We start from the raw sequence: 12,610 nt of genomic DNA, 5'->3' as shown, positions 1-12,610 counted from the left end.
CATGATAGCATCCTCCTGTTGGTGATGGGAGCTATGATACCACACGCCTTTCCTATTACTTTCCCCAAATTTTCCTAAAACTTTCCTAATTATCGCAAGTTTCGTTGGAATGCCCGGTAAATCGGTAGCCCATCCGATAAACCGTCTTGATATAGCATGATTGGGCCGGATTCGCGTCGATTTGTTTCCGCAGTTCATGGACAGATCTACCTACTGACTGAGGATAATCCATTCCCCACGCGCCTCTGCATATCTGATCGGAAGTCAATACACGGTTCGGATGTTCCATAAAGTACAACAGCAGCGAAAATTCCCTGGGGCGTAATTTGACGCTCCGCTCCTTCACCCGGACTACACAGCGCGACGGGTCAATATAGATGTCTCCAACCTGGAAATCACATACCTGAACGCCTTTATCATGGGTATAGGCCGCATAGCGGCGAAATTGGGCCATGATGTGATCCGCTGCCAGCTCGACAGGCCATTCCGCCCCAATACACAAGTCTGCGCCAGATTGCAGGGCAGAGCAGGCGTTTTTTATGTCATAGGGATTGAACAGTACGATTGCTGGTGCATAGCTGGTACGGCGCAGAGCAACAAGGAATTCAACACAAGAAACAGCTTCGGAGAAACAAAGTATAATTAGGTGAAATGGTTGCCCAGCGCAAAGACGTATGGCGTCCTGATAGGTGAGCGCCGTGATGAAATCGGCGTCCATCCCTTGAAACCTGTATTTGAGCGCATTTTGGAGATCATGATGAATGTCCAGCACCAGAACTTGATACCGCATAAATGCCGCCTTTCCCTATTTATAAAATACACCGCAATAGCGTTGAATTTAACCGACCGTTTTCTACAAAATCCGCAAACACACTCACAAAAAAAGCTGCTCAAATACCTGGGTTTTACCAGCAGGAATAGAACAACATCCAGTAAAAAAGGGGTGCAAACCGACTGTCTGCACCCCTGATCGATATGCAGCCAAAAGTTGCGCTCCTTTGATGGCCACATTTCCAATATTAACTTTCCTTGGTAACTAGCTGCTGATACATCTTCATCAACTCCGCCACGCAAGCTGGCTCGGAGTTCAGCTTACCCCAAAAGCCGTAAGCCTCCATTACGGCCTTGTCGTTCTGCTGGTGGGCCTTGCGCAGCTCCGGGGGCATGGTGGTTTCATCGTAGAGGTCGGCAAGGCTGGCGTCTGGGTAGAGGGCGCGGGCGTCCAAAATCGCCTGGGCGGTCTGCTCGATTTTGATCTTTTGTGCATCCGTGGGAGTAGGCCAGGGGAAATTGTTGTAGACTGCTGGCGTGTAACGATAATCACTCTTTAGCCGTCCGCCTACTATTCGAAGCCAAGCCATATGGACATTTGAAGTCATAACCCCAAACATATAGGGTGTGGCATTTGAAACGAGATAAAGCATATTACTTGCTATAGTATCAGGGTTCATATAGCCAAACGGGATGTACCGTCGCCTTGAAGAAGAGACTTCTGGCATTGCTAGGTATTTTGTTTCCGGTTGCCTGATTTGTGTGAAAAGCATAGGAGTGTCTGCATCTCGCTGTACAGATGCTGTTGGGCTTTTTTTCCGGCACTCTACAACCATTTCCAATCGTTTCAGTATGGGTGGAATATTCCGATATTCGCCAGGGGATACCCCTTTCAACCAAAGACAATACCGCCATTTGTTATTGATATAATCATCTGCACTGATATATCGTTTTAAGAATTTCGCAGCCATCGGATATTTTTTTATAAGTTCCTCTCGTTCGTCAACTGAAAAAATGAGATTTCCTCCGTCCGTCGGCTGGCTACCCTTACTCATTTCAGGCAGGCCCGAAGTCAAAGTCTTTCCTCTGGACTGAATAAAAACGTCCGGCGCTTCTAAAAGATAGCCATTGATGTGTTCGATCTCTTTACCTTGTCCAGATTCAAACAGCAGTTTTGTCCTAATAGATATTCCGCAAGTAAAGCCGACAATAACGCAATGAACCGCAGCCCGGTCTTTTGCTTCACTCGTCCACACAAAAGTCCTATGCGCAAATTCAATTTGTACATTCTTTGCAAACAGTGGTTTCCAGAGGATTCCAACAGATTCGCCTTGTGAGATAGAATTTGTTGAAACAAAGGCAGCGTGAATGTTTGTTCCCTGCATATAGTCAGCAGCTTTATTATACCATCCACAGACATAATCCAGCTTTCCGCATTTAGGAATATCGTGGCAAACTGCTTCTAAATCCTCTGCTTGTTCCTTTGTTCGCCATTGGTGGCCTACAAACGGCGGATTGCCCATAATATAGTCTAACTCGTGCTTGGGAATCACGTCCGTCCACTCCGTCCGCAGGGCGTTCCCTTCCACGATATTGGCATAGGATTTCAGCGGCAGGAAATCCAGGGACATATGTACTACGTCCTCGGTTTCCTTCATCATCTGGCTTTCAGCGATCCACAGCGCCGTCTTTGCCACAGTTACGGCGAAGTCGTTGATTTCAATGCCGTAAAATTGGCTGATGGAGACTTGAATCGGGTTGCCCATGTCCAGCATGATTTGTCCCTTATGGAGCAAGGAAATTGTTTCATTTTCCAGCCGCCGGAGGGAGATGTAAGTTTCCGTCAGAAAGTTCCCGGAGCCGCAGGCCGGGTCCAGGAATTTCAGCCCCGCCAGCTTCCGCTGAAACGCCTCCAGCTTGGCCTTGCGGGTCCGTTCTACGGTGATGGCTCCTATCTCCGCAAACTCCGCTTTCAGCCCGTCCAGGAACAGTGGGTCAATCAGCTTGTGGATGTTCTCAATGCTGGTGTAGTGCATCCCACCGGAGCGCCGGGTTTCCGGGTTCAGGGTACTTTCAAAGACAGCACCGAAAATGGTCGGGGAGATAGCAGACCAGTCAAAGTCCTCGCTTCCCCGGTGCAAAATTAGGTCAATCACTTCATCGCCCAGGCGGGGGATTTCAATGTTTTCGTCAGCAAACAGACCGCCGTTAACATAGGGGAATACTGCTAAATCGTCGTCCAGATAATTGTCCCGCTGGGAAACGTCCTGGTCCAGCACCCGGAACAAATTGATAAGCGCCCGCCGGTCCTCAGAGCGGTGGTTCTCCAGGTAATCATGGAACATACTCTTGCCGCCAAAAATTCCAGCATCCTCGGCGTACAGGCAGAATACCAGCCGGACGCACAGCTTGTTCAGACTTTGAAGCGTTGACAGGTTGTTGGGGTCCTTGTACTGCTTCAAAAGGGCATCATAGAGCACTCCCACCAGCTCGCCCGCCTGGAGGGAGATTTCCATTTCCTTTTTGATATGCTCGCTGCCAGTATCCACCAGGAATTGCAGACGGTGAAACTCCTTCTCCAAGTCCGCCAGCTTGAGGACTTCCGGCTCGTCATTGGGGCGGTTCATGTCGTGGATCTGGAACTCCTGGAAGTTGCAGACGATGATCCAGCGGGGAACCTGGTTATAGGGCAGATACCCTGCATACCTTCTGGCCTGCTGGTAAGGGGTCAGCATACTGCCATCAGACTGCTTGTACCCTTTCCGCAGGTCAATGTCCCGGCCTTTCTGCTCAATCAGGACGCGGGTGGATTCAATGTAGCCGTCAATGAAGCTGGTATGGTCCAGCTTCACCGGAACCTCAAAGGAAATGTATTTTTCCGGTTCCTCAACACCGTAAATCTTTTGCAGAAGCGTCAGCCAAAATGCCTGTGTCTCCTGTTTTTCATCCCCCCGGCCTTTCCAATCCGCCGCAAACCGGGCGGCGGCGGTGCGCCGCTCAACATTTGTCATGTATTCGCCCTCATTTCTTCATGTCTTTTTTATCATACCACACTTACCGCACATTGTCCAGTTTCTACAAATTGCGCTAAAGTTTTATCAACTCTCTGTGGCACATCTGAGAAGCACAGCGGTTCGAGTGCTAACGTAGACAAGCAATGAGCGGCGATATCCTTTTGGATATCGCCGCTCGCTTGTTGGGGTCCCCCCAAGCCCCGGACTGGCCGCTGTGCGTCCAGTCGAACACGCCTGACGGCGTGGCTTTTGTCGCTCCCGTTGGTCGCTCTTTCCTGCACATACGCGCAGGAAGGATGAACACTTCACTCTCGCACATAGACATTATCCGGATACTGGCTATAACCTTATTTCACTTTAATGACCAATGAGACTTTTCCTGCGTCGTTGATGGACAGTTGAAGCGTTTTAATGTACTTGTTGTAAAATTGCTGCCGTTCCGCGGAGGTCATTTCTATCCGTGTGGCCCGAAGGGCATCATTCAGCATATCAACTACATTCAGTTGTACGGCCTTCTCCATATAGTCCCGCATTTCCTGGAACAGTGCATTGGTTTTGAGTGCTTCCGAATCGCCCGAATAGAAATCATCTAAATAGCAATAAAAAATTCCAGAGTTGGTAAGAGCGGCTTTCATATCCGGGCCGCATTTATCATGCTCTATCATAAGCAGAAACTGGGCTTTTGGCAGAGAGGAAATAAGCCCCCAGTAGTCCGAGTCACTTGAGACGATAATAAAGGAACCCACCTTGTTTTCATAATACTCCTGACAGGCTCTCGCTGTAAGCCGAATGTCCACCAGCGATTTATTTTGCTTGATTCTCTCAATCAGAATATGCTCTACAGGGATGGAGATAAACTTCTCCAAAATGCTCCAGGCAGAGGCAGTGTGGATATCATCAAACAGGATGATAGAAGTGATCTTGCCTGCATAGTCGCTGTTCAATCTTCGCAGGGTTGCGCTTAATTTGTAGGGGTCAGAATTTTCACAGTCTACTACAATTACCACTCTTTCACTGTCATCTATAAAATCATAGATGCTGTTTTTGATATAGCTCCCAGCATCAGATACCTTGCTGTATTCCGTGAATTCATCGCCATGCCAGCGATAGAGCAAGGTCACAAATTTTTTATCATTAAACAGGATGTTGCCCTCGTCATGGGGCCGCCAATTTATGTACATTTGATAGGGGTAAAGCCGCAGGCTGGCATAATAGATTTCTACTGCTGATTTGGTTCCGTCCTCACACAAACCATTGGGCATGATAAAGAGTTCTCGAATATAGCTCCAGTTGAGCCAAAGTGGGAACAGGTTCTTGCAGTTATTGATGCGGTCTGAAAGAATACGGTTGATTTCTATAATGTGGGCAGGCAGTTTTGTGTTGGACTTTTTTATAACGTTGACCCCATCTGCCAGAAGCTGATTGATTGAACCGGCCGGCACAAACTGCGGTAACGTCCAAATCGTTTTATATTCCGTTTTCATCTTCTGATTGATGTACTTAAAATTCCGTTCAATCTCAGTCCGTATGATACAAAGATGACGGATGATACGAGCGTTTTTATCATTTTCTAACTGTGCAAATATATCCAATTTGGGCGGTTCATGTTCATTTTCAAATATACGCTTTGGCACACCGATCAGATAGGCAATTTTTGAAACGATAACATAAGTGCTGTCCTTATAAGCTGCCTGTGATAGATTGCTTTTCTCCTGTGTCAAATGAGTCAACCTGCGTCCTCCTTTGTAAATGCAAACAGCCCACCCAAACAGTCCGTTGTTTGGGTGGGCCGTCAAACCATGCGGCTGCTTGAATCAAGTATACCACATTATTTGCCAAAAGGACATACCATACCTATCAATAGATGCTTAGATACCTCCATCTGGGCATTTTGCGCTACGCCTGCTCTGTTCAATCGGGAAAAACTATTCTGATAACTGGCATCGGTATCTGCCGCTGATCTTCTGGCGCAGCCCTGGCTGCCTCTTCTGGCGAGAGCTCCCGAAGCTGATGGCCGCAATCAGAACAGAAATTAGACTGCTTTGAAACGATGACGCCGCCACAATGTGGGCAAAGCTCTTGCATCAGTTTCATTCCTCTCTTAGTAATAGGTGCTTATCATATCAATCCTATATTTTTCGCTGGAGGTCCAAATTGTCGCACCAATTTCAGTCATCCTCTCTTTTTCAAATCCAGATAGCATCCATCAGGATTTGAAAAAGAGAGGCCAAATACCTGGAACGTTCCATCTTTCCATTGTGGCACATCATTAGCATCCATCTTCATTAGTATCCCTTTTCAATATCTCCTGAATCCCTTCTTTAAGCTCATAGGTGTATTGGACGGTATTCTGTCTTGTAACTGTTACTGAAACCAGTTCGGAAAATGGTATTAGCGCAGCTACCTTCTGCCATACACGTCTCCAGGCGCTTTGCAGCTCATGATTGATGAAGCATACAATGTCTTTATGCCGCTCTTGTACATAGGCTCTCTGCTGTTGATATGGGTATTGGGTGTTGAGCAACAGCCAGATATGGAAGCCGGTTTCAAACAAATCAATGGACTCTATACCAATAACTATATTGGACATATCATCAACATGGTCTGCCCACTTCTTCTGTTTTTCACTTCGCTTTTTTCTTTCGGCTGCACTTTTCGCAGCTCTTCGCCGCAGCTCCGCTTCAAAATTGGCAATGCTTTGTCCCACAAAGGAAAGGGCCAAATCAAATGCCACATAATCAACCACCAATTTATATCCTGCGGAATAAAACATATCCATCAGCGGCTCATAATCAGACTGTAATTGATTTTCCAGTTCTTTGACTCTTATCATTCCATGCTCGTCCACAAATATTTGTTGATCCCATGTCTGACATAAAAAGCCTTTCGGGCCCTTCGCCACACCCAAATCTTGTTTTTCTTCCGCTGTTTCCTCGCTATAGCCGGCCCGCTTTTGGGGCTCTAATCCCAGAATTTTTCTCAGCGGGGGAATATCAACGTCTATATAGGGCGGAATTCTTTTATATAGGCAGTTTTTTATCTCCACAAAGGCATAGGCGGCTTGGCCCGGAGTAAGCCCCAGCCTGTCTGCAATTTCCGGTTGGTGAAGCCCGTTCAAGTGTAACTTTAAGACCTCCAGCCCCCGCCTGGTGGCAAGCTGCTTCCAAGTCTTTTTTTGGGGCGGAAACAATACACGCAGGACATCATCAGATGGGAGTTCTGCTAACAATTCCGAAAAAAGAATTGTCTCCCCATGCTCTTTCATCGCCAGGAATCTGTCCATATAAACTCCTTCAGGCTTGGCCCCCACAGCTATGAGAAATATTCAGCGACACAGGCTCAACAATCATGATCGCCCGGCCCAGCTTTCTGGCGTAGCTGACCGTCGCCTGTGTTCCGCCGCGCCGCTCTCCGTTGTAGACCGCCAGCAGCAGCCCGGCGGCCTCCACCAGCCGGTGGTTCCGGTCAATCATACAGCCGTCGTAGTATTTCCGGCTCACATATTCCACAGTATCGGCCTGTTTCAAAATGGCATGATACCGTTCTTGTGCTGAACCGCTCCACTTGCCGGCCTGCCCCTCGCAGGGGAGAAGGCAATGGAGCTTCAACGCCGGATTGTTTGCGCGTAAATCCAGGACCATCTGGGACAGCCAGACATCGGAGCCGTCTGCCATGCCGCTGAAAAAATCCGTCACACCGGCCTCCGCCAGTCTGCCAACCTGTTCCGCCAAAACCCTTTTCAGCGCGGCACACCGCGGATCTGTTTCGTCATACTTCCAGGGGAACTTGTGCGGCCGGTGCCCCGTAAAGGCGCATGTGGTCTCCCTCATCTTGTCTCTCCAATCCTCTATACAACGCCATTCAAAAAAAGGCCAATACACTGCTTACAGTCTTCATAATCAAGCTCCGGATACACGATTTGGGTGATGGCGCAGGCTATGACAAAGGCAGCTGCCTCCACCACGTCCGAGATGCATGTAGGCGTCAGGAAAAGAGAATCATCAAAGTTTTTTCTGGAAACGGCGTTTGCTTTCATCATAGTCGGTACGACGATAGAGACAACAGGGACTCCAAGGGTAGACTGGCGCAGGCGGCCGGTGCCGGAGTAAGTCTGCATTCCGCTGTCGCTCACCTGAATGGTACTGCACAGCCGCTCCGCATTGCTACAGTTGCAGGCATCTATGGTCAGGATACAGGCGGCGTCTATTTTGGACGCAATCCCGGCGATGACGGTTTCGCAGGACAGGTTGGTCTGGCCGTCTACGCCGGGGCAGACTACCGCCACCTTTTCAAAGCTGGACGGTACTGACATGGCCTCATACAGCTTTGGCCGGATTCGCCTGGCCACTTCCGGCCCCAGGGAATCGTGGACCCTCTCCCGGTTCCCAATTCCGCAGATGCACAAGGTCTTTCCGGAAAAGGGATTCAGCAGCGGACGCAGCTGGCCGGCGAGGCAGGCGCAGGCATTTTCAAGGGCAGTCAGTGAGCTCAGCAGCCCCGTCTCCAGCGTAATATACAGGCCCGGCTCCCGCTTGAGCGCGTTGGCAGCCAGCTTCGATTGAATCCGGAGCCGATGGACTGGTATTTTGTGGGATATCAGCGTTTTGAACTTAACATGCGGCGGTTTCAGCAGCCTCTTTAACATGACAGGCCACCCCTCTTTCTCTTCACATGAAATGAGCGATCCCCTGTCGTCCTCTTAATCAATCATGCTCTTTACTTTTGGAGTAGGTTTGTGCTGACAGTACAGCCCTTGTGCAAAAAATTTTCTTATTGACCAATATCGCGGACAATACTTTGGTTCAGCATACCATAGACTAACCATAGTTGCAACCAATACTGGTCAGAAGTTATGTGGAGTATGTGTATGGAACAAAAAATCAGGCGTGACAGGGACCTCGGCAGCAACCTGAAACGGCTCCGAGAGGCCCACCACATATCACAGGAAAATTTATGTGCGGAGTTGCAACGGCGCTCATGTGACATTGGCAGAAGTACCTATGCCAAGTATGAGGCAGGGCAGCTAAATATTCGTGCCAGCGTTTTGATAGAGCTGAAGAAGATTTATGGATGCACCTATGATGAGTTTTTCCAAGGTCTTGATAGTAGCTGTGAAATAGAATAAGTCAGAGTAGCACCGTGCCATAGCACGGTGTTATTTTTTTGACTGATCATTTTAGGGCCGGCCTGTCATTGAGGGGGGGTGCAAGGATAGACTTTATAAAGTCTTGTGTCATTATACACCCATCTCTCTCGAAAGTCCATATAAAGTCCATCCTCCCCTGTTTAAGTGGGTAAACTGAGATAGACTTTTTATGGACGGGGGCGTGCAGATGGATACACAGAAATTGGTGGCACTGCGTATCCAGCAGCTCTGCGCAATACATGGCTACAATATCAATTCCTTGGCAAGGCAAGCCGGTATCCCGCCCTCAACCATAAAAAACATTATTCATGGCAGTAGCCGTAATCCAGGTATCGTCACCATCAAGCTCCTCTGTGACGGTCTTGGAATTTCTCTTTATGACTTTTTTGATGCCAGCCAATTCAAATGTATGGATTTGGAAGATGTAGATTAAAGTTAAATATGCAAAAAATCCCCCATGCCAGACGGCATGGGGGATTTTTTGCAGTCACCGCTCTGGCTTCGATTTTGTTTTTAATCCAGCAAATATCTTTCTTCCTGTTGCTATTATAATCACTTTGTTTCTAATGTGTCAAGTATTAGAGCCTTTATTGATAATGACTTATCAAATATGGGAAATATAATTTCCTTGGGAGGCGATACTATTTGACAGCAGAAAAAATCAAAGCGCTACGAACAGCCAGGGGCTGGACACAGGCAGACCTCGCTCGTCAGTTAAATATCACCCGAAACGGCGTCAATTCGTGGGAACAAGGGCTTTCTATGCCATCTCCTGCTTTCTTGGTGGAGCTAGCCAAAGTTTTTTCTGTTACTACGGATTATCTGCTTGGCCTGGAAAGTCTGAATACTATAAATGTGACTGGTTTGAGAGAGCGTGATATAGCAGTTTTGGCCGAGCTTGCAGAGCGTCTGCGTCAATGCAAATAGATAGTAAAATATAAACCCCAACACCATGTCAGAAGTGACACAGTAGTTTGGGGGCACATAATCACCGCTCTGGCTTAGCTTCTCTCAGCTGCTCAGACTTCGCTGGCTCCAGGCCAAGGATTCTATCCACGTTCTGCTTTGCGGTGCGGTACTCGAGCATCTGACGCCGCAGGTCCCGGTACTCGGCATACCGCTCCTGCTTTTCTGCCAGCAGGGCGGCGTACTGTTTGGAGAGCTGGGCTACCTTGGGAATGGGCTTCCCGTTCAGGGCGTCAAAGGCTCTCTTCGCGGCCTCATGCCGGGCTATCTCATCCCCATACTCCGCCAGAAATTCCTTCTTATGCCGGGATTTTTTGTAGGCGGTATAGACCTCCCGGGTCTTGGCGTAGTTGATAATATGAGTTTTGAGCTGGGCCGTCCCGGCCATGCGGCCCTCTAGCTGTTTGATACGGCGGGACGCCTCGTCGAACTGCTTCCCGGCCTGCTCCGCCCGCGCCGCCAGCGCATCGTAATCGGTCAGGCCATGCTCGGTCAGGAAATTGAGGGTTTTTGCGGCCTCTTTCAGATTAAACACCTTGGCCCACCGCTGGTAGCCCGCGCCCTTGCCAGCGGCCATTTTTGCCTGAATGTCGATGAGCAGATTGACGCTCCTGCCATTGCGGAAAGCGGGCGGTTTTGCCCCAATATTGCGCCCGCCCTGGCGGACAAAGCGATCCTCCAGCGCCTCTCTGGTATATTCAGCGCCCAGGCGGTTGGAGCGGGTGAACCGCTCCTGGCCGGGGGCGCGGAAGGACAACAGCTTGCCCTCCTTGACCTCGTACCCCTCGCCGCGCATGTTTGCTAAAAACTCTTGGTAACTCCGGCAATCAGGGAGCACCCGGTCGATGGTCTGCCGGAGCCGCTCCTTGAAGCTGACGCCGTATTTTGCCGCCGCGGCCTCCCCCTGGGTTTTCGCCCTGGGCTTGGGGCGCTCAATTACGGAGAGCCCGTGGGCCCTGCACAGCTCGTCGTTGAGCTTACGCAACAGAAAGGCGGAGTTTTTGACGTTCTGGAACTTCCCGTCACAGTTGAGATTGGTGCTGTTAAACTCAATGTGGGTGTGGATATGGGCCTTGTCCACATGGGTGGACACTACAAATTGATGCTGGCCCCTGGTAAACTTCATGGCCAGCTCATAGCCGATCCGGTTGGCCTCCTCCGGGCTGACTTCCCCCGGCCGGAAGGACTGAATCACCCGGTACATGATAATATCATGCTGTTTGGACTGACTGCGCCCGGTGAGCCGGGCGTAGATTTTTTTGCTGATCTCGAACTCCTCCGCGGCGGTCTCCGGCGAACACATATAGGAGGACACCAATTTGCCGTCCAGGGTTTTCTCCGGCTTCTGGTCGTAATTGTGCCGGCCTGCCATGGACTGCTGCCGGGTCCGGTTCTTCATGATTTTTCGAGGGAATATGTTGGAGATTGCCACGTGATTCTCCTCTCGCATATAAAACTATAAAATCATAGTTTTATATGACTACATAAGTATACTATACTAAAATCATTTCTGTCAAGCTAAACTATGAATCAGAGTGAGGCGATAGCATGGCAGAAAAAATAACGATTAAAAGGAAGTCCGGGCGCAGAGGGGATGATGGACACAAAATTGTGTCCGTCCGAATGCGGGACGAGCTGATTGAGCGGCTGGACACGCTGGCAGAAACCGCAAACCGCTCCCGCAACGAAATTATTAACCTGTTGTTGGAATCGGCTGTTGATATTGTAGAGATTGAGGGCGAGGAATAACCATACCAGCGGTTATCTCGCCCCTTCCCTTTGCCGCTGCCGCGCCCGCGCCGCCTGGACACAGGCACAGAGAAATTCGTTATAATCCTTCCCATGCTTTACCGGAGGCGGGTTGCGGTAAATCAGCCTCACCCGCCGGGACAATTCCGCATCTTCCCGGATCGCCCGCTCCAGGCGCTCCATGCCCTCCAGCCCCGCCTTATCGTTGTCCAAACATAGGCTGACCTGGGTAACATGGGGATGATCGTAGAGAAATTGGAGCAGGGCGCGGGGCGTGGTCCCGCCCAGGGAGAGGTAGTGGCTGTCCCACCACTCGCCCCCGGCCAGCTTCACCAGCGTGGCCAGGGAGAGGGCGTCAATGGGGCTCTCCGCCGCAGCCAGCCGGGGGCAGTCCGGGCCGGCGGCCAGCAGGGCGAAGTGATACCGCTTGTCGCTGCCCTCCACGTCCAGCCGGAACCGGTCCCGGGTCCCCCGGAGGCAGGCGGACCGGGCGCGGCCCTCCGGGTCCTTCCCAACGAACACACAATTCTGATGCTTCCGGCTCTCATAGAGCGTCCCAGCCTGGAGACACGCGCCGATCAGCTCCGGGTGGATGCCCCGGTCCTGCAAGTAGGCCACCACGGCGGCAGGAAACCGGGTGGCCTCCGGGAGCTGAAACGGTTTTGGAGGCTTTGGCCTGGGCCGCTCCGGGGGCGGCGGGGCGCGGGAGCCGCACAGGGCCTCCACCGCGTCCACAAAGTCCATCCCCCGGACTTTGATCAGGTAGTCCAGCGCCGTCCGCCCCCCGATGCCCCGGCTGTTCCAGCACCATTTCCCGTTGGAGATTTTCAGGCTGTCGTGGGTCCGGGTGCAGTATTCCCGGGGGCCGCACTGCTTCAGCTCCTGGGGCTCGTAGGTTTGGAGATAGGACAGCAGATCCCACTCCTTGGCCTTTGCAATCTGCTCTTTTGTCACGCCTGGAATC

The 12,610-nt window shown here is 50.5% G+C and carries 12 protein-coding genes; 4 read left to right on the top strand and 8 right to left on the bottom strand.

Annotated elements, in window-relative coordinates:
- Nucleotides 1–85 precede the first annotated feature (85 nt).
- The 6 genes from D1159_RS11065 to gpr form a co-directional block, all read right to left on the bottom strand.
- Nucleotides 86–790 carry a response regulator transcription factor gene (locus tag D1159_RS11065; RefSeq protein WP_161845718.1) on the bottom strand — a complete coding sequence of 235 codons (705 nt, stop codon included), beginning with the start codon at nucleotides 788–790 and terminating at the stop codon, nucleotides 86–88.
- A 229-nt stretch (nucleotides 791–1,019) separates the two neighbouring features.
- Nucleotides 1,020–3,782: a DNA methyltransferase gene (locus D1159_RS11060; protein WP_161845717.1), complete on the bottom strand. Its 2,763-nt coding sequence runs from the start codon at nucleotides 3,780–3,782 to the stop codon at nucleotides 1,020–1,022.
- Nucleotides 3,783–4,132: 350 nt separating this feature from the next.
- Complete coding sequence (locus D1159_RS11055; RefSeq protein ID WP_243152247.1) at nucleotides 4,133–5,515, bottom strand: NYN domain-containing protein; 1,383 nt, start codon at nucleotides 5,513–5,515, stop codon at nucleotides 4,133–4,135.
- A 539-nt stretch (nucleotides 5,516–6,054) separates the two neighbouring features.
- Nucleotides 6,055–7,068 carry a hypothetical protein gene (locus tag D1159_RS11050; RefSeq protein WP_161845716.1) on the bottom strand — a complete coding sequence of 338 codons (1,014 nt, stop codon included), beginning with the start codon at nucleotides 7,066–7,068 and terminating at the stop codon, nucleotides 6,055–6,057.
- A gap of 10 nt (nucleotides 7,069–7,078) precedes the next feature.
- Nucleotides 7,079–7,615: an SLOG family protein gene (locus D1159_RS11045; RefSeq protein ID WP_161845715.1), complete on the bottom strand. Its 537-nt coding sequence runs from the start codon at nucleotides 7,613–7,615 to the stop codon at nucleotides 7,079–7,081.
- 17 nt (nucleotides 7,616–7,632) lie between these two features.
- A complete protein-coding gene (gene gpr, locus D1159_RS11040; protein ID WP_161845714.1) occupies nucleotides 7,633–8,430 on the bottom strand; it encodes a GPR endopeptidase in 798 nt (265 codons plus the stop codon).
- Between the two features lie 222 nt (nucleotides 8,431–8,652).
- Here gpr and D1159_RS11035 point away from each other — a divergent pair, with 222 nt between their 5' ends.
- The 3 genes from D1159_RS11035 to D1159_RS11025 all read left to right on the top strand — a co-directional run bounded on the left by D1159_RS11035 (nucleotide 8,653) and on the right by D1159_RS11025 (nucleotide 9,858).
- Entirely contained in the window at nucleotides 8,653–8,910 is a 258-nt protein-coding gene (locus D1159_RS11035; protein ID WP_161845713.1) for a helix-turn-helix transcriptional regulator, read from the top strand.
- Nucleotides 8,911–9,118: 208 nt separating this feature from the next.
- Nucleotides 9,119–9,364 (top strand): helix-turn-helix transcriptional regulator, encoded by a 246-nt coding sequence (locus D1159_RS11030; protein ID WP_161845712.1) that lies wholly within the window; start codon nucleotides 9,119–9,121, stop codon nucleotides 9,362–9,364.
- Nucleotides 9,365–9,576: 212 nt separating this feature from the next.
- The gene (locus D1159_RS11025) at nucleotides 9,577–9,858 is read left to right on the top strand and encodes a helix-turn-helix transcriptional regulator (protein WP_161845711.1); all 282 of its coding nucleotides are present in this window, start codon (nucleotides 9,577–9,579) and stop codon (nucleotides 9,856–9,858) included.
- Nucleotides 9,859–9,919: 61 nt separating this feature from the next.
- Here the strand turns inward: D1159_RS11025 and D1159_RS11020 are convergent, their stop codons facing one another.
- Complete coding sequence (locus D1159_RS11020) at nucleotides 9,920–11,329, bottom strand: relaxase/mobilization nuclease domain-containing protein (RefSeq protein WP_347563679.1); 1,410 nt, start codon at nucleotides 11,327–11,329, stop codon at nucleotides 9,920–9,922.
- A gap of 116 nt (nucleotides 11,330–11,445) precedes the next feature.
- On the opposite strand from D1159_RS11020, the gene D1159_RS11015 reads away from it, so the two are divergent.
- Nucleotides 11,446–11,646, top strand: coding sequence for a ribbon-helix-helix protein, CopG family (locus D1159_RS11015; RefSeq protein ID WP_161845710.1), 201 nt, complete (start codon nucleotides 11,446–11,448; stop codon nucleotides 11,644–11,646).
- A gap of 12 nt (nucleotides 11,647–11,658) precedes the next feature.
- Here D1159_RS11015 and D1159_RS11010 read toward each other — a convergent pair whose 3' ends face one another.
- Nucleotides 11,659–12,600 (bottom strand): toprim domain-containing protein, encoded by a 942-nt coding sequence (locus D1159_RS11010; RefSeq protein ID WP_347563678.1) that lies wholly within the window; start codon nucleotides 12,598–12,600, stop codon nucleotides 11,659–11,661.
- Nucleotides 12,601–12,610: the final 10 nt, after the last annotated feature.

The sequence above is a fragment of the Pseudoflavonifractor sp. 524-17 genome (assembly GCF_009935845.1).
In the GTDB taxonomy this organism is placed as follows: Bacteria; Bacillota; Clostridia; order Oscillospirales; family Oscillospiraceae; genus Pseudoflavonifractor_A.
The sequence above is the reverse complement of the archived record's forward strand: the minus strand, read 5'-3'. Positions and strand labels throughout refer to the sequence as shown.